Source organism: Mycolicibacterium rhodesiae (genome assembly GCF_002086695.1).
In the GTDB taxonomy this organism is placed as follows: Bacteria; Actinomycetota; Actinomycetes; order Mycobacteriales; family Mycobacteriaceae; genus Mycobacterium; species Mycobacterium rhodesiae.
Genome location: NZ_MVIH01000012.1, coordinates 121219 through 138818, shown reverse-complemented (window position 1 = coordinate 138818; position 17600 = coordinate 121219). Strand labels below are relative to the sequence as shown.

Annotated in this window: 10 protein-coding genes; 8 read left to right on the top strand and 2 right to left on the bottom strand. The window is 66.0% G+C overall.

Features of this window, described 5'->3' with window-relative positions:
* Position 1: 1 nt before the first annotated feature.
* Both BST42_RS21940 and BST42_RS21935 read left to right on the top strand, forming a co-directional pair.
* Complete coding sequence (locus tag BST42_RS21940; protein ID WP_207569555.1) at positions 2-808, top strand: acyl-CoA thioesterase; 807 nt, start codon at positions 2-4, stop codon at positions 806-808.
* Entirely contained in the window at positions 809-1537 is a 729-nt protein-coding gene (locus tag BST42_RS21935) for a TVP38/TMEM64 family protein (RefSeq protein ID WP_083121422.1), read from the top strand.
* Here the strand turns inward: BST42_RS21935 and BST42_RS21930 are convergent.
* Positions 1534-2685, bottom strand: coding sequence for a hypothetical protein (locus tag BST42_RS21930; protein ID WP_133057498.1), 1152 nt, complete (start codon positions 2683-2685; stop codon positions 1534-1536). The two genes, BST42_RS21935 and BST42_RS21930, sit on opposite strands and share 4 nt — an antisense overlap.
* 90 nt (positions 2686-2775) lie before the next feature.
* Positions 2776-5511: an AAA family ATPase gene (locus tag BST42_RS21925; RefSeq protein WP_165760897.1), complete on the bottom strand. Its 2736-nt coding sequence runs from the start codon at positions 5509-5511 to the stop codon at positions 2776-2778.
* Between the two features lie 88 nt (positions 5512-5599).
* Between BST42_RS21925 and BST42_RS21920 the strand changes: the two genes are divergently transcribed.
* The 6 genes from BST42_RS21920 to BST42_RS21895 all read left to right on the top strand — a co-directional run bounded on the left by BST42_RS21920 (position 5600) and on the right by BST42_RS21895 (position 17585).
* Positions 5600-5986, top strand: coding sequence for a DUF2237 family protein (locus tag BST42_RS21920; RefSeq protein WP_083121419.1), 387 nt, complete (start codon positions 5600-5602; stop codon positions 5984-5986).
* A gap of 165 nt (positions 5987-6151) precedes the next feature.
* On the top strand, positions 6152-9013 hold the full coding sequence (locus BST42_RS21915) for an MMPL/RND family transporter (protein ID WP_083121418.1): 2862 nt from the start codon (positions 6152-6154) through the stop codon (positions 9011-9013).
* Positions 9014-9043: 30 nt separating this feature from the next.
* A complete protein-coding gene (locus BST42_RS21910) occupies positions 9044-11911 on the top strand; it encodes an MMPL/RND family transporter (RefSeq protein WP_083121417.1) in 2868 nt (955 codons plus the stop codon).
* 142 nt (positions 11912-12053) lie between these two features.
* Positions 12054-13526 carry a DUF3375 domain-containing protein gene (locus BST42_RS21905; protein WP_083121416.1) on the top strand — a complete coding sequence of 491 codons (1473 nt, stop codon included), beginning with the start codon at positions 12054-12056 and terminating at the stop codon, positions 13524-13526.
* Entirely contained in the window at positions 13523-14221 is a 699-nt protein-coding gene (locus BST42_RS21900) for a DUF4194 domain-containing protein (protein WP_083121415.1), read from the top strand. The genes BST42_RS21905 and BST42_RS21900 overlap by 4 nt, the downstream gene beginning before the upstream one ends.
* Positions 14214-17585 (top strand): ATP-binding protein, encoded by a 3372-nt coding sequence (locus tag BST42_RS21895; RefSeq protein ID WP_083121414.1) that lies wholly within the window; start codon positions 14214-14216, stop codon positions 17583-17585. Before BST42_RS21900 ends, BST42_RS21895 begins: the two co-directional genes overlap by 8 nt.
* Positions 17586-17600: the final 15 nt, after the last annotated feature.

Genomic DNA, 17600 nt, shown 5'->3' with positions numbered 1-17600 from the left:
CATGCCCACCACCCACGCTTTCGACACCGCAATCAGCCTGTCAGACAACGACAATGGGCATTTCGCGGGTCACACCACGCCGGAGTACGCGAACATGGTGGGCCCGTTCGGCGGGGTGACCGCCGCCGCGGTTGTTCGTGCGATCTCCCGACACCCGGACCGGATTGGCGAGCCCGTCGCCCTGACCGTCAACTATCTCGCGCCGGTAAACGACGGCACCTTCGACATCGCCGTGCGGGCCGCGCGCACCAACCGGACCAATCAGCACTGGACCGCCGAGGTCTCCCAGGACCACGGCCCGACGACTACCGCTACCGCCGTCTTCGGTGTCCGCCGTGACGCCTGGTCCGATACCGAACTCACCATGCCCGATGCGCCGGCCCCCGAGACCCTCTCGCACACAACAGCTCCCGAGATGGTGCCGTGGATGCGCAACTATGACATGCACTACGTGCGCGGCGGATTACCGGCCGAATCCGAGGAGAGCGCATCGTCCACGACGACGCTGTGGGTCCGGCAACGACCGTCCCGTGTACTCGACTTCCCCGCGCTCACTGCCATCTCCGACGTGTTCTACCCGCGAGTGTTCCTGCGCCGCGGCCGGATGCTGCCGGCCGGCACCATCTCGCTGACCACCTACTTCCACGTCGATGGCGCCGAACTCGCCGAGCAAGGCACCGACTACGTCCTGGCCAGTGCGCACGCCCAGCGTTTCGCCCGCGGATACTTCGATCAGACCGCGCAGATCTGGGGCCGCAACGGGACCCTACTGGCGACCAGCCACCAGATCGTCTACTACAAAGACTGAATGGCCGACGACTCCGAACCGCCCGCAACCCGGCGGTGGCCGCACGTGCTGCGGCTCGTGCTGTTCGTCGCGGCCCTGCTGACGCTGTTCTACCTCGTTGCGGTGTCCAAGGTCATCGATCCGGCCGGTGTGCGCGCCGCGGTATCGGCGACCGGCCCCGCCGCTCCCCTGGTTTACGTCGTGGTGTCAGCGGGATTGGCCGCCGTGTTCGTTCCGGGCCCGCTGCTGGCCGCCGGCAGCGGCGTGTTGTTCGGGCCGCTGGTGGGCACGTTCGTCACTCTCGGTTCGACGGTCTTGACGGCCGTCATCGCCGCCCTGCTGGGCAGGCGAGCGGGTCGCGACAGTGCCCGGGCTCTGCTCGGCCCCGACTGGTCGGCCCGCATCGATTCGCAGATCCAGCGCCGCGGCCTATGGGCAGTGGTCGGACAGCGGTTCGTGCCGGGCATCTCCGATGCGCTGGCGTCCTACGCATTCGGCGCGTTCGGAATGCCGTTGTGGCAGATGGCGGTTGGAGCGTTCGTCGGATCCGCACCGCGCGCCTTCGTGTATACCGCGCTGGGCGCGTCGATTTCGGACCTGTCCTCGCCGCTGGGCTATACCGCTATCGCCGTGTGGTGCATCACCGCGATCATCGGCGCGTTCGCCGCCCACCGCGGGTATCGCGGCTGGCGTGGGCGACGCGGGGGCGGGCCCCTCCCCGGGGGTGAGGAGGGACCCACTCCCGGTTAGCGCCCGCTGTGTCCGCGGCCACGCGGCTTGTGCTGGTGCTTCGGGCCGGCCGAGGCCGACTTGCCGTCCTTCGTGGTGGACGATGCAGAAGGCTTGTGCTGCACCGGCTTTGCCGATGCCTTGGTGTCCGTCGGCGCCTTGGTGTCGGTCGGTGCCGACGGATCGGCCGTTTCCGGCTTATCGGTCGCCGGCTTGTCCGTCGTCACCGTCGTCTCGACGGTGGCCGACGCGGCGGGCAGTTCTTTCGTCTTCACCGCCGCAGCCGTCGTGGTGGCGGCCGGCTTCAGGGCCGCTGCAATCTGGTGTGCCAGTGTCTGCAGAGTCGAAATGGGGCCTGCGGCATTGAGGATGATTCCGCCGTCTGGTCCGATCGAAATTCCACTCGCGGAGAACAGTCCTCCAGCCAGCACCGACAGCCCCGGACTGACAAGGGGCCCCAGGTCGGGTCCGAAGCCGCCGTTGAGTACACCGTCGAGAATCGTGGCGGGACCGGTGAGGATGGCGTTGACGACCTGACGCGGGTCGCCGGTGCGGACAGCGTCGATGACGTTCTGGGTGGCGGCGCCGGCAGCCCCCAGGCCGCTGATCACCGGTCCGAGTAAGCCGACGACGTAGAGTCCATCCTGCAGCGGATCCCGGAATACCCCGGCAACGTTGATCAGGTTCTGAATGGGCTGGGTGACGAACTGCTCGACGGCGGGCAGCAGGTTTATCAACGGCAGGCCCACTGCCACCGGGACGGTCAGCAGAGCGTTGGTTGCCGCCTCCACATTGCCCGCGGCAAGCGAGGTAAGCACCGTCTTCAACAGGTCGGGTGACGTCTTCGTCAGCGCGGTGAAAAGTCCGTTGCCCGCGTCGCCCAAGGCTGTCCCGAGCGCGCTGAGGCTCGCGGTCTGGTTCGCGACGATCTGTTTCAGCACCTCACCGGGGTCGGCCGCGTCGACAAGGGCCTGAAGGTTGGTACGCGCCGCCTCGAAGACCTCTCTGTAGGAGTCGATCGGGCTGACTGCCGCCGCGAGGCTCGCGTCGAAATGGACCGCGGGCAGGTGAATGTGTGACACCGGTGGCGCGATCGGAGAGGCGGCGATGACGCCGGCGCCGAGCAGCGCCATACTCGCCGTGACGGAGGAACGAACAGCACGTTGCATGAGGAATCCCGAGATGTTGAGGTTGTACTGACATTCGGGAACCTACTGCCGGGTAAGTTCGGCTGACCATCACACAAATTGATGAGATCGTCAGCGAGATCGCCCTGGGCTGTGGCTACGGAACCAGTTGCGCCCGATCGCAGTGGCGTTCATGGCGTTGGCGAGCTGCACCCGCGAACGAACCCCCATCTTGCGGAACACCGCACGTAGATGCGTGTTCACCGTATGGACCGACACGCCGAGAGTGGATGCTACGGATTGGTTCGTGTGGCCCTCACTCACCAGCTGGGCGACCCGCTCCTCGGCCTTGGTGAGGCTCTCCCCGCTGCCGGTGGGTGCACCGGCCCTGCTCAAGTTGCGTTCCACACCGGGTAGATAGAAGTTCGCTCCGAGCTCGGCATAGCGGTCCCACGCTTCGGTCAACGCCACCGCCGCGGTGTGCCGGTCGCCCTGGTCGACCAGGACGGCACCGTAGTCGGCCAGCGCCCCCGCCAACAAGAACGAGCGCGGTGACTCACGAAGGATCTTGACCGCGCTGCGCAGCGTTCCTGCGTCACCGGTGACGAATCCCTCGACTTGCAGCGCCACGCCCTCGAAGCTGGCCACGCCGGGATTGCGTTCGGCAGCGGTTCTGGCACGTTCGACTGTCTGCCAAGCGAATTCGTCGTCAGCAGCGGCGATCGCGATGCCCGCTTGTACCCGCAGCAGCTCAGGACTCCTCGGCCACCACGACCTCGACCGCGCCAGTGAGTCCATCAGCGGCTTGAGGATTTGCACGCTGTCCTCGAATCGGCCTTCGGCTCCTGCTAATCGACCTTTGATCAATAAGGTCGGAGCCTTGCGGAAGGCATCGTCGGCCTGCCTGGTCTCCTCGGCAGGCCGAAGCCGTTCCCGGGCCAATGCCAAATCACCACGGATCACCGCGACGACACTGCCGATCAGCCAGGCCTCGAATTTGTGGACATAGGTGCCCATTTCGTCGCACAGGCGGATCACCGTCATCGCGCCGGCGTCGGCCTCGGCGAAGCGTCCGAGCTTGAAGTCCTGCAGGAGTTGGGCGAACACGAGCGACGGCAGGCTGTGGTCGTGGCGCTGATGTACACGAGCGAGCAGGTCCTCGGCCTCGTCGAACCGGTCGAGTTGCTGCAGCGCGAGGACCTCGCCGGCCAGGTACGTCGTGCCGCCCAGCGCGCGCAGAGCGCGGTAATGCCTGCGGGCCGACCCGTGCCGGCCTTCGGCGGTGTCGGCTTCGGCGAGGGCCTCCAAGGCCAGGAGTTGAGTCCGCTCGTCGCCCAGCGCGCGGCCGCGTGCCAGGGCTGCTTCGGCGGCTTCGGTGGCCGCCTTGGCAGTGCCTGCACGGGTGAGCACCAAAGCCTCGGCCGCGGCGAGGCGGGCCTGCAGCTGTGGTGACACCGCGCGACGATCCTGCACGTCGACAATCCGGCGATCTATCTCGCCAAGCTGACCCATCAGCCAAAGCGCTTGAGCAGCAAGAGATTGCAGACGAGCCCGGGTTTCAGCATCGGATGTCTCCATCAGGAGCGCGTCGATGACCGTCACAGCGTCGCTGCCGCGCTGGGCGCGGATGAGAATTTCGGCGCACTGTTCGCCGATCTCCATACGCCGCGGGTCCTTGTGATCGAGCAATCCGAATGCTTCGACGATCAGCGGCGCGGCGACCGCGGGCATGGTCAGCGACGTCTGCGCGGCAGCACCGCACAGGATCTGCACCACCTCGTGGTCGCCTGGTCGGGCAGCGGCGCGCGCGTGCGGCGCTGCGGCGACCACGCCCCTGCCCGACGACACCAGATATCGGGCACACCGCAGGTGCAGAGCGCGCCGGACCGCTGCGGGAACCGTCTCGTAAACAGCTTCCCTGATCAGGTCGTGGGCGAAGGCGATGTGGTCGCGATCCTCAGCCAGCAAGCCGCGCGCGTGAGCCTCACGCCGCTGCGCCGTGATTGCCGCAACGGACCGGCCGGCAAGCAACTCGGCCGCGTCGGACAGGTCGAGCGGCCGGCCCCAAACAGCCGCGCATTCGACCAGCTCGGCGGTTTCTGTACTGAGCGAACGCAACCGGCTCTCGATCGCATCGGCAAACGCCGGCGGGATGTCGTCGGTCTCCGCCCCGGCACTGCGCGCCGCCGCCACCCCTGATAGCAGCTGGACTGCGAGAAAAGGGTTGCCGCCCAACGCATGTAGGCGCCGATGCGTCAGACCCTCGGCCGGACCGCCCAGATGATCGAGTGCCAGCGCGTCCAGCTCGGCGCCGGTCAGTGGTCCCAGCACCACGTCGTGCCGCTCGACGTCGTCGAGGGCACCGGGCGGCTCGCCGCCGACGTCGCGGCTGGCGGTCAGCCAGACCACCGGCGCTTCGGCGAGACGGCCGGGCAACGTCTCGAGGGCGAATCGGGTTACCGGGTCCGCCCACTGAGCGTCGTCGACGACGATCAGGACGGGACTGCGGGGCGAGATCTCGGCGAGCAGCGAAGCGATGCGGTCGATGAGCCACACCGGCTGGTGATGAAGTGGCGCGAGGCCCGCGAACGTGTCGGCGTCCAGCAGGGGCTGCGAGCCCGACCGCAGCGCGACCAGCAGCGGGGCGCCTGCCGAGATCTGATCCAACTCCTCAGCCTTGCCGAAACCCACCGCGAAACCGGCCGCGGCCGCCTGCCGGGCGACCGCCTGCAGCATCGTGCTCTTGCCAATGCCGGGCTCGCCGCGCAGACAGATCACACAGCCTTGCCGCACGTCGCCGGCCCGCCGCAGCAGTGTCGCCACGGCGGCCAGTTCGGCATTCCGGCCTCTCAGGACGGGTCGCGCCATCGACGGCCCGACCCGGTGCAACGTGTCATTTCTCTTAGCAACCCCCGAAGAGCCGCATCGCTTCCCGCACCGCGGAATACTGGCTGACATGGCTGATCGCAACGTCCTGGGCGGCCCCCTCGAACCCTGCGGAACCGATCCGATGACGGGTTTCTACCGCGACGGCTGTTGTTCGACCGGCCCGGAGGACGCCGGCAGGCACACCATCTGTGCGGTGGTGACCGCCGACTTCCTCGCCCATCAGCGCTCGATAGGCAACGACCTGTCGACCCCGATGCCGCAGTACCGGTTTCCCGGCCTGACGCCCGGCGACCGGTGGTGTGTCACCGCGCTGAACTGGCTACGCGCCCACACCGACGGGCACGCCGCACCGGTCGTACTGGCCTGCACTCACGAACGGACGCTGGACGTGGTGCCGCTGGAGACCCTGCAGGAGTACGCCGTCGACGTGCCCGACGATCTGGGCGCGCTGTAGCTCCGAGGTCGCCGTCGACCGGGGGTCACGCCGAACGCACCTGGAACGCCGTTACCGACCTCACACATGCGGCCCTCAGTCTGGTATGACTATCTAAGTATTTTTGCCGCACGGGAGGATCAGCACCGAGGTGCCCAGCTGGGGCGTTGAGCCGAAGGGGGCCTGGTGAGCACCCCTATCGAAGAACGCGTGCTCCACGACGAGCCGCCGCAGCGTGCGGCGCTGGCCAAGTGGATCCGCCGCTTGGCGGTGCCGATCATCCTGGGCTGGCTCGGGCTGATCGTGGTACTGAACGTCTCGGTTCCGCAGCTGGAAGAGGTCGGCAAGCTGCGAGCGGTGTCGATGTCGCCGAAGGAGGCGCCGTCGGTCATCGCGATGATGCGCTCGGGCAAGGTCTTCGAGGAGTCCGACTCCGACAGTTCGGCGATGATCGTGCTGGAAGGCGACCAGCCCCTCGGCGAAGCCGCGCACAACTTCTACAACGAGATGATCGCCGCGCTGCGGGCCGACACCACGCATGTGCAGCACATCCAGGACTTCTGGGGTGATCCGCTCACCGAAGCCGGGGCGTTGAGCGCGGACTCGAAAGCCGTCTACGTGCAGGTGGCGCTCGCCGGAAACATGGGCGAGACGCTGGGCAACGATTCGGTCGAGGCGGTCCAGAAGATCGTCAAGGGCTTGTCACCGCCGCCGGGCGTCAAGGTCTTCGTGACCGGCGGCCCCGCGTTGCAGGCCGACCAGCAGCACGCCGGTGACAAGAGCATCCGGATCATCGAGCTGACCACCATCGGCGTGATCGTCATCATGCTGTTGTTCTTCTATCGGTCGTTCATCACCGTCGGGCTGGTCCTGGTGATGCTGATCCTGGGCCTGACGGTGACCCGCGGTGCCGTCGCCTTCCTGGGCTATCACAACCTCATCGGCCTATCGCCGTTTGCGACACAGCTATTGGTGACCTTGGCGATAGCGGCGACAACGGACTACGCGATCTTCCTGATCGGGCGATATCAGGAGGCCAGATCGGTCGGCGAGAGCCGCGAGGACGCCTACTACACGATGTACCACGGCACCGCGCACGTGGTGCTGGGCTCGGGCATGACGATCGCCGGCGCGACGTTCTGCCTGTCCTTCACCCGGCTGCCCTACTTCAAGTCGCTCGGTGTTCCACTGGCCGTCGGCATGGTGGTTGCGGTGGTGTCGGCATTGACCCTTGGCGCGGCGATCGTCACGGTGGCCAGCCGTTTCGGTCTGCTCGAACCCAAGCGGGCGATGCGGATTCGGTTCTGGCGCCGACTCGGTGCGGCCGTCGTGCGCTGGCCCGCGGCCATCCTGTTCTCGACGGTGATGATCGCTCTGATCGGGCTCATCACCCTGCCGGGCTACCAGCCGAACTACAACGACCGCAAGTACCTGCCTGCCGACCTACCGGCCAACGAGGGTTTCGCCGCCGCCGAGCGGCACTTCCCCATCGCTCGGATGAACCCCGAGATGCTGCTGCTGGAGACCGACCAGGACGTGCGCAACTCCGCCGACTTCCTGGTGATCGAGAAGATCAGCAAGGCGATCGCCAAGGTACCGGGAATCGGCCGGGTGCAGTCGATCACACGCCCCGCCGGTAAACCGTTGAAATACAGCACGATTCCGTCCCAGATGAGCATGGGCGGCACCAACCAGACGATGAACCGGTCATACATGCAGGACCGGATGGCCGACATGCTGGTGCAGGGCCAACAGATGCAAGACACCATCAACACGATGACGCAGATGATCACGCTGATGCAGGAATTGAGCGGCGTCACTCACGACATGGTGGGCAAGACCGACAAGACGGCGCAGGACATCGCGGAGTTGCGTGACCACATCTCCGACTTCGACGACTTCTTCCGCCCGATCCGCAGCTACCTGTACTGGGAGCCGCACTGCTACGACATCCCGCTGTGCTGGGCGACGCGGTCGGTCTTCGACACTCTCGACGGCGTGGACAAGATGACCGACGACATCCAGCAACTGTTGCCGGACATGCACGCACTCGATGCCGTTATGCCGCAGATGATTCCGCTGATGAACTCGTCGATCGAGTCGATGAAGCGGATGCGCATCATGATGCTGACCCAGCAGGCCACCCAGGCCGGCCAGCAGGATCAGCAAGCCGCCTTGAGTGAGAACCAGGCGGCGATGGGCGCCGCCTTCAATGATTCGCTGAACGACGACACGTTCTACCTGCCGCCGGAGATCTTCGACAACGACGAATTCAAGCGCGGCATAAAGAATTTCATTTCCCCGAACGGCCACGCCGTCCGGTTCATCATCTCCCACGAGGACGACCCGTTGTCGGCCGACGGCATCAACCGCATCGACGCCATCAAGAACGCCGTCTTCGAAGCCATCAAAGGCACACCGCTGGAAGGCTCGAAGGTCTACCTCGGTGGCACCGCATCCGCCTTCAAGGACATGCAGGAGGGCAACAAGTACGACCTGTTGATCGCCGGGGTGGCCGCCCTGTCGCTGATCTTCATCATCATGCTGCTGATCACCCGGGCCATCGTGGCCGCAGCGGTGATCGTCGGCACGGTCGTACTGTCGCTCGGGGCGTCCTTCGGGCTGTCGGTGCTGCTGTGGCAGCACATCCTGGGCATCGAGCTGCAGTTCATGGTCATGGCGATGGCCGTGATCATCTTGCTGGCCGTCGGCGCCGACTACAACCTGCTGCTGGTCGCCCGGATGAAAGAAGAGATACCCGCCGGCATCAACACCGGCATCATCCGCGCGATGGGCGGCAGCGGGTCCGTGGTGACCGCGGCCGGCCTGGTGTTTGCCTTCACCATGATCTCGATGTCGGTGAGCGCCATGGTGGTGGTGGCCCAGGTGGGCACGACGATCGGACTCGGCCTGCTGTTCGACACCCTGGTGGTGCGCGCATTCATGACTCCGGCGATCGCAGCGTTGATGGGCCCATGGTTCTGGTGGCCGCAGATCGTACGGCCCAAACCGCTGTCGAAGCGTCCGCACGGTCAATTGCTGCGCTAGCTGTCCCGCGTTCTGCTATGACTGGACGCCGTGGGGACTCAGACCGAGGTACCGCACCGGCGGGGTGAGGCCTCCGTCGAGCCGAAACCCGGGGTGGCCCGCTGGATCCGCCGCCTGGCGATACCGATCATCCTCGGCTGGCTTGCTGTCATCGGGGCGCTGACCGTCTTCGTGCCGCCGCTGGACGTCGTCGGTGAGATGCGGGCGGTGTCGTTGTCGCCGAAGGAATCCCCGTCGGTGATCGCCCTGATGCGCAGCGGCAAGGTCTTCGAGGAGTCCGATTCCGACAATGCCGTGATGATCGTCCTCGAGGGGCAGCGGCCTCTCGACGCCGCCGCCCGGAATTACTACGACGAGCTGATCACCACGCTGCGCGCGGACACCACGCACGTCCAGCACATTCAAGACTTCTGGGGCGATCCGCTGACCGAGGCCGGCGCACTGAGCTCGGACGGGAAGGCCGTCTACGTGCAGGTGGCGCTCGCCGGGAACATGGGTGAGTCACTGGGCAACGCGTCGGTCGCGACGGTCCAGAGGATCGTGAAGGACCTGCCCGCGCCGCCGGGAGTCAAGACGTTCGTGACCGGCGGTTCGGCGATGCAGACCGACCAGCAGAAAGAAGGTGGGCGAAGCATCCAGGTGGTGAAGATCGCCACCGTCGCCGTCATCATCTGCATGCTGCTGTTCTTCTACCGGTCAATCGCCACCGTCGGCATCGTCCTGGTGATTCTCGTCATGGGACTGTCGGTGACCCAGGGCGCGATCGCATTCCTGGCTTGGCACAACCTGATTGGCTTGACGACGTTCGTCACGCAGATCCTGGTACCCCTGGCGCTCGCGGCGACGACGGACTACGCCATCTTCCTCATCGGCCGCTATCAAGAAGCCCGCGTGGCCGGGCAGGACCGAGAGTCGGCCTATTACACGATGTTTCGGGGCACCGCGCATGTGGTGCTGGCTTCCGGCATGACGATTGCCGGCGCGACGTGCTGCCTGACGTTCACCCGACTCCCCTACTTCCACACGCTGGGCATCCCGCTTGCCGTCGGCATGGTTGTCGCGGTGTTTTCCGCGTTGACGCTCGGACCGTCGGTCGTGACGGTGGCCAGCCATTTCGGTCTGCTGGAACCCAAGCGCGCGATGCGAATTCGGTTCTGGCGCAGGCTCGGAGCGGTGGTGGTGCGCTGGCCCGGGTGGGTGCTGTTTCTCACCGTCTTCATCGCGTTGATCGGGCTGATCGCACTGCCCGGCTACCGGCCCAACTATGACGACCGCAAGTACCTGCCCGCCGACCTGCCGGCCAACGAGGGTTTCGCGGCGGCTGAGCGGCACTTCCCCGTCGCCCGGATCAATCCGGAACTCTTGCTCATCGAGACCGGTCAGGACCTGCGTAACCCGGCCGACTTCCTGGTGCTCGAGCGGATCACCAAGGCCGTCACCAGGGTTCCCGGCATCGGCCGGGTCCAGTCCATCACGCGTCCCGACGGAAAACCTTTGAAATACAGCACTATTCCGGCTCAGATGAGTATCAGCGGCTCACTGCAGACGATGAATCGGTCCTACCTGGAAGACCGCATGGCCGAAATGCTGGTACAGGGTGAGGAGATGCAGAACACCATCAACACGATGACGCAGATGATCGGTTTGATGGAGCAGCTCAGCGCAACGACTCACGACATGGTCGGCAAGACCGAGCAGACCGCGGTGGACATCGCGGCCTTGCGCGACCACATCTCCGACTTCGACGACTTCTTCCGCCCGCTCCGCAGCTACCTGTACTGGGAACCGCACTGCTACGACATCCCGCTGTGCTGGGCGACGCGGTCGACCTTCGACGCTCTCGACGGCATCGACACCATGACCGATGACATCGCGCGATTGGTCCCCGACCTACGCGATCTCGATTCGATTATGCCGCAGATGATTCCGCTGATGCGAGCGTCCATCGAGTCGATGAAGCGAATGCGGATCATGATGCTGACGCTGCAGTCCACCCAGTCCGGCATGCAGGATCAGATCGCCGCGATGAACGACGGCTCGTCGGCCATGGCTGCCGCGTTCAACGACTCCCTGAACGACGACACGTTCTACGCACCGCCGGAGATCTTCGACAACGACGAGATCAAGCGCGGCATGAAGAACTTCATCTCCCCCAACGGCCATGCGGCGCGGTTCATCATCTCCCACGAGCAGGACCCGATGTCGGCCGAGGGCATCAACCGCATCGACGCCATCAAGAACGCCGTCTTCGAAGCCATCAAAGGCACACCGCTGGAAGGTTCGAAGGTCTACCTCGGCGGTACCGCATCGGCGTTCAAGGACATGGAGGAAGGCAACTCCTACGATCTCCGGATCGCCGGACTGGCGGCGCTGTCGCTGATCTTCATCATCATGCTGCTGATCACCCGCGCTCTGGTCGCGGCGGCCGTGATCGTCGGCACGGTGGTGCTGTCGCTCGGAGCGTCCTACGGATTGTCGATTCTGCTCTGGCAGCACATCCTCGGCATGCCGCTGCAGTTCATCGTGATCGCGATGGCAGTCATCATCTTGTTGGCGGTCGGCGCCGACTACAACCTGCTGCTGGTCGCCCGGATGAAAGAAGAGATACCGGCCGGCATCAACACCGGCATCATCCGCGCGATGGGCGGCAGCGGGTCGGTGGTCACCGCGGCCGGCCTGGTGTTCGCGTTCACGATGATGGCGATGTCCGTCAGCAGCATGAAAGTCATCGCCCAGGTCGGCACGACGATCGGACTCGGCCTGATGTTCGACACCCTCGTCATCCGGGCCTTCATGACGCCGGCAATCGCCGCACTGCTCGGGCGGTGGTTTTGGTGGCCGCGCGTCGTGCGACCGCGGCCGCTGTCCACGCGACCGCACGGGGAACTGCTGCGTTAGGAATGAGGCCGCCGAGGCCGCTGAGACTCCTGTGACGTAGCTTTTCAGGCGGCCGTCCGACACCCCGGAGAGGGCGTCGTCCGATGTCGCCGCGATCGCCTATCTTGGACCGTCCAACCAACTTCATCGAGGGGGAAACAGCGTGGAGGACGAGACCGGCTTGTCGGCCGCCGACCTCCTCGAGATCAACCGCGAGATCCAGGGCTCCCCCACGATCCGGCTGCTGGCCGCGCTCAACCTGGGCGGTTACGCCACCCTGATGGAGCGCCACCTCAGCGAGGGCGAGATCAGCGAGACCGAGTTGGTCGTGCGACTCGAGCGCGACCTCGACGAACTGGGCCGGCCCGGTGGCGAACAATCCGGCCTGGGCCTGATCAAGAGCTGGGCCAGCCAGGGTTGGCTGCACCGGGTGGCCGACCAGCGCAGCGGCATCGAGCGCAACCTCTGCTACCTCACCCAGGACGCCCGCCGGGCGCTGGACTTCCTGCGCGGGCTGCGCCGCCAGGACACCATCGCCACCGGCGGCTCGATCAACGGCATCGCCGCACGGCTCAAGCAGATCGCCCTGCGTGTCGGCAACGACCCTGTCCGCATCCGCGCCGGCATCCAGGCCGAGATCGCCGCCCTGCACGCCGAGCTCGATGCGCTGGAACGCGGCGAGGACCTGGACCGCTCCACCGATGTCGATATGACCGACATGTATGACGAAGCCCACGCCATCGCGCTGCAGATGGAACGGCTGATCACCGACATCGGCCAGTACGGCACGATGATCGAGCGGGCCACCGCGGCTCTCGACGAGCCGATCGACAGCAACCTGGCCTACCGCGACCGGCAGCGCCAGATGTACGCCGACTACCAGGCCGCCTGGGACTCGCAGGGTCGCGATTCGCACCGTGCCTTCCTGCGGATGATCAACGACCCGGACCAGCGCGCGGAGTTCGAGGCCGACGTCGCCGCCGTCGCCCATGCGCTGCCCGCCCTCGACCCGGCGCTGCGCAAGGTGATGGCGGGGTTCTTCGAGCTCGTCGGCCAGCAGATCGACGAGGTGGAACGTATCCAGCAGCGCTGTGCACAGCGGGTCAAGCGGTTCACCGCGTTCGGGACCCTGGAGCAGAGCCGCGGTGTGGCCCGTCAGCTGAGCGACGCGATCGGCGCCGCTCGCGCCCTGCTCAAGAGCTCGCTGATCGACTCGCGGCTCGACATCGAACTTCCCCTGGCTCGGCACGCCATCAGTTCGGTTGGCGCACTGAGCTTCCGGATCGGCGACCTGTCGAACCCCAAGCCCGCTCAGGCAGCTGAAGGCGAGCTGGACCTGACCAGTTTCGCCGCGCTGACGACGCAGGTCGACGCCCCGGCGATGTCGGAGATGATCAACACCGCCCTCGATAGCGGCCCGGTGTCGCTGCCCGCCGCTGTGGAGATGCTCGACGCGGCGTATCTGGGTCACGTCATCGTGTTGTGGTCGTGGGCGCTCAAACAACCCGACGCCCCGAAGACCGCCAAGCCGGTGACCGTACGGTTCCAGTCGCTGGACGGACGGGACCGTGAGATGGAGGTTCCGCACTTGATCTTCACCGAACCGATCTCCAGCTTGTTGGGAGCCAGCGCATGACGACCACCGACGCCGACATCGACTTCAGCTCACTACCTCAAGTCGACCAGACCGCGCGCACCCCGCATCAGCGGCGCCCGCGCTTCGACGGCGATGTGAGCGAGCTGCCCGACCGAGCGTGCTGGGCGCTGCAGCAACTGCTGACCCGCCGCTACATCAGCGCCGAGGCCGATGCCGACCTGTACAGCTGGGTGCTGGAATACCGTGCGCAACTGTCGGTGCGGCTCTCCGAGCTCGACCTGATGTTGCGTGTGGTGGATGGCAGTGACGTCGCGTTCGTCGAGCAGGCCCGTTACGAATCTGCCAGGGGCGCCAAGCTTTTGCGTCGCGAGCCGCTGGGTACCTACGACTCGATCCTGGCGCTGCACCTGGCGCAGATGTCGCGTGCCGCCGGTGGCCAGGCCGTGTTGATCAGCCGCGAGGAGGTGCACGGGCTGTTTTCCGGTGTCCTCAACGACGTCGACCGTGACACCGTGACCTTCACCGCCCGCATCGACGCGGCGATCGCACGGCTCGCCGGACTGGAGATCCTGCGCAAGACCCGCGACGACGAAGACAGCTACACCGTCAGCCCGGTGATCAACGCCGTGATGACCGCATCGGTGATCGCCGAATTGCAGCAGCAGTTCGAAATGCTGCTGTCCGGTGGCGCATCCCCGGACAGCGATGAACAGGAGACCGCGCTCGATGGCTGAACAGTTCCACTTGTCGCGGCTGCAGGTCATCAACTGGGGTGTTTTCGACGGCTATCACGACATCCCGTTCAGTGAAGGCGGCGCGCTGATCGCCGGAGCCTCCGGAAGCGGGAAATCCTCCCTGCTGGATGCGATTTCGCTGGGATTCCTGCCGTTCAACCGCCGCAACTTCAACGCCTCCGGTGACAACACCGCGGCGGGATCCAGCGCAGGCCGCCGCACGGTCGACAAGTATGTGCGCGGGGCGTGGGGCCAGCGCAGTGACGGCGGCGCCAGCAAGGTGATGTACCTGCGCGGGGACGGCACGGCATGGTCGGCCATCGCGGTCAGCTACCGCAGCAACACCGGGCGCACGGTCACCGGCCTGGTGCTCAAATGGCTGACCGGCGAGTCCCGCTCGGACTCGTCGAGCCGGTTTGTGCTGGCCGACGGCGATCGTGACATCGAGGACGTCTGTAACCGTTGGGCAGCAGGGCGTTTCGACTCCGGGGTGTTCAAAGACGACGAGTGGCGGTTCTCCACCAAGGTCGAGTCGCAGTACCTCGCCCAGTTGTACGCCACCATCGGCATCCGGGCCTCCGATGCCGCACAGCAGCTGCTCGGCAAGGCGAAGTCGCTGAAAAGCGTTGGCGGGCTTGAACAGTTCGTTCGCGAGTTCATGCTCGACGAGCCGAGTAGCCTGACCCGGCTGCCCGAGGCGCTCAAGCAGATCGATCCGCTGGTGGAGGCCCGCGAACTGCTGGCCGTCGCCCAGAAGAAGCGCAAGATTCTCGGCGATATCGAGAAGATCCAGCAGCGCTACGCCTCCGAGTCCTCCGATCTGGGCATCATCGATCTGGTGGATCAACCGATGGTCCGCGCCTATACCGACCATGTCCGGCTCACGCAGTGCGGGCCGCAGATCCAGTCGCTGGACGCCACCATCGACCAACTCGGCAACGAGTACGAAGACGTCACCCGCCAGCTGAATCTGGCCAAGGCCGAGGGTGATTCGCTCAACGCACAGATCAGCGGATCCAGTGCCAGCCTGGGGCCGCTGCAGTCGCAAGTGGCCGGCGCCGAGGCGCAGGCCGAACAGGTGTCACGGCGCCGTGCGGCCTACGAGGCGATGCTCGCCGCCCAGGACATCGACGTACCGGACACCGCCGACGAGTTCTGGAACTTGCGTGAGGAACTCGCCACCGAGGTCACCGAGCTGCTGGCGAAACTGGACCGGGGCCGCGAGGCGTCGACCGACGCGGAGTACGCGCAGAAGGCAGCCCGGATCACCCGCGATGACGCCGCCAAGGAACTCAAGCGCGTTGAGCACGTCGGGTCGGCGCTGCCCGAGTTCGCGATCACCATGCGCGAACACATCTGCGCGGCAGTCGGTGTCGACCCCGGTGAGCTGCCCTACATCGCCGAGCTGATGGACCTTCGGCCCGACCAGAGCCGGTGGCGGGTGGCCGTGGAGAAGGTGCTGCGAGGCGTGGGTCTGCGGCTGCTGGTACCCGATGACCGGTACTCGGCGGTGCTGCGATTCGTCAACGAGACCAATATGGGCGGACGGCTGCAGCTGCACCACGTCCGCGCCTCGCTGGTCGGCGCGGAACCGGTCGACGCCGAGCCGAACACGTTGGCCGGCAAGCTGTTTGTCGTCGACCCGATGCATCCGTGCGCGGCCGAGGCCGCCGACGTCGTCGCCGCTGCGGGCGACCACATCTGCGTGGATACCCCGGATGTGTTCTCCCGGTTCCGCCGCGCGGTCACCGACACGGGCCTATACAAGGACTCCGAGCGGCTCGCCATCAAGGACGACCGTCGTCCCCTCAAACAGGCCGACTACATCTACCAGGGTGACGTCAGGGCGAAGATCGACGCACTGACCGTCGATCTCGCCAATGCCGAAGAGCTGTACCAGCAAGCGCGCCGCAAGGCCGACGAGATCGCCGCGCAGCGTCAGCAGTGGCGGGATCGGGCCGCGGCGTGCAAGGCGATCTGTGAACAGTTCCCGCAGTGGAACCAGGTCGACAGTGACACCGCCGACGGGCACGCCGACCGGCTGCGCGAGCAGTTCGAGCTCCTGCTGGCCGACAACCCGGACATCGAGGCGCTGACCGCGCGCGCCGACGAGTGCTGGGAGGAGATCCAGACGCTGATGACGCGGCGCGGTGCCATCCAGACCCGTCGCGACGACCTGGACGCCCGGCGCACCCAGCTGCTGGAACTGCAGGACCGGCTGGCGCCCGCGTTCGTCTCCGAACCGCTCACCGAGCTGCTGAACCGCTACGCGGCTCTCGTGCCGGTGGCGTTGGAGGTACTCAATCCCGAGCCGCACCGCGAAGCGGTGTTCAACACCATTCGCCGCGAGCGCGAGCAACTGCGTGAAAGCCGCAGGCGCTCATACGATGAGCTGGCTCGGATCCTGAACACATTCGACACCGCGTTCCCCGACGCGATTCCCAACGACAGCGATGTGTTCGACGAGCGGGTGCACGACTACGTGGCACTGTGCCGGCATATCGACGAGCGTGAACTGCCCGAGGCCTATGACCGGATGATGCGCTTGGTCACCGAGCAGGCACCCGACGCGATCCTCACGCTGCACCGGGTGGCCGAGCAGGAGGCACGGCGGATCAGCGAGCAGATCGACCGGGTCAATACCGGCCTTGGCGCGGTCGAGTTCAACAGCGGTACCCGGCTGACGCTGCGGGCCACGCCGCGCAGTCTGACGGCGGTGGCCGAGCTGACCGAGATCGTGCGGGCGATCTCACGGCGCATCGCCGAAGTGGGTCTCGGTGACAAGCAGGCGATCCTGGATCAATATGCCGACATCTTGCGGCTGCGCAACCGGCTGGCGTCCACGGCGCCGGAGGACAAGGCGTGGACCCGCGACGCGCTGGACGTCCGTAACCGATTCACGTTCGACTGCGCCGAGTGGGATGTCCGCTCCGAGGAGTTGATCCGCACGCACAGCAACGCGGGCGACAACTCAGGTGGCGAGCAGGAGAAGCTGATGGCGTTCTGCCTCGCCGGGGCACTGAGCTTCAACCTGGCGAGTCCCGAGAGTCAGGACAACAAGCCGGTTTTCGCGCAGCTGATGCTCGATGAGGCGTTCTCGAAGTCGGACCCGCAGTTCGCCCAACAGGCGCTGCAGGCGTTCCGCAAGTTCGGTTTCCAGCTCGTCATCGTGGCCACCGTGCAGAACGCCACGACGATTCAGCCCTACATCGACAGCGTGATCATGGTGTCCAAGACCGAAGCCACCAGTCGCAACGCCCGACCGGTGGCCACCGTGGTGTCCAAGACGATCTCGGACTTCACGAGCTTGCGTGCCGAGATGCGGAGTTCGGCCGCGCGGGAACGGGTGCCTGCGACCGTATAGTTGCGTCACCTCCGG

Excerpts from the sequence above, each read along its gene's own strand:
- BST42_RS21940 (WP_207569555.1), top strand. The coding sequence starts at position 2 with ATGCCCACCACCCACGCTTTCGACACCGCAATCAGCCTGTCAGACAAC.
- BST42_RS21935 (WP_083121422.1), top strand. The coding sequence starts at position 809 with ATGGCCGACGACTCCGAACCGCCCGCAACCCGGCGGTGGCCGCACGTG.
- BST42_RS21930 (WP_133057498.1), bottom strand. The coding sequence starts at position 2,685 with ATGCAACGTGCTGTTCGTTCCTCCGTCACGGCGAGTATGGCGCTGCTC.
- BST42_RS21925 (WP_165760897.1), bottom strand. The coding sequence starts at position 5,511 with ATGGCGCGACCCGTCCTGAGAGGCCGGAATGCCGAACTGGCCGCCGTG.
- BST42_RS21920 (WP_083121419.1), top strand. The coding sequence starts at position 5,600 with ATGGCTGATCGCAACGTCCTGGGCGGCCCCCTCGAACCCTGCGGAACC.
- BST42_RS21900 (WP_083121415.1), top strand. The coding sequence starts at position 13,523 with ATGACGACCACCGACGCCGACATCGACTTCAGCTCACTACCTCAAGTC.
- BST42_RS21895 (WP_083121414.1), top strand. The coding sequence starts at position 14,214 with ATGGCTGAACAGTTCCACTTGTCGCGGCTGCAGGTCATCAACTGGGGT.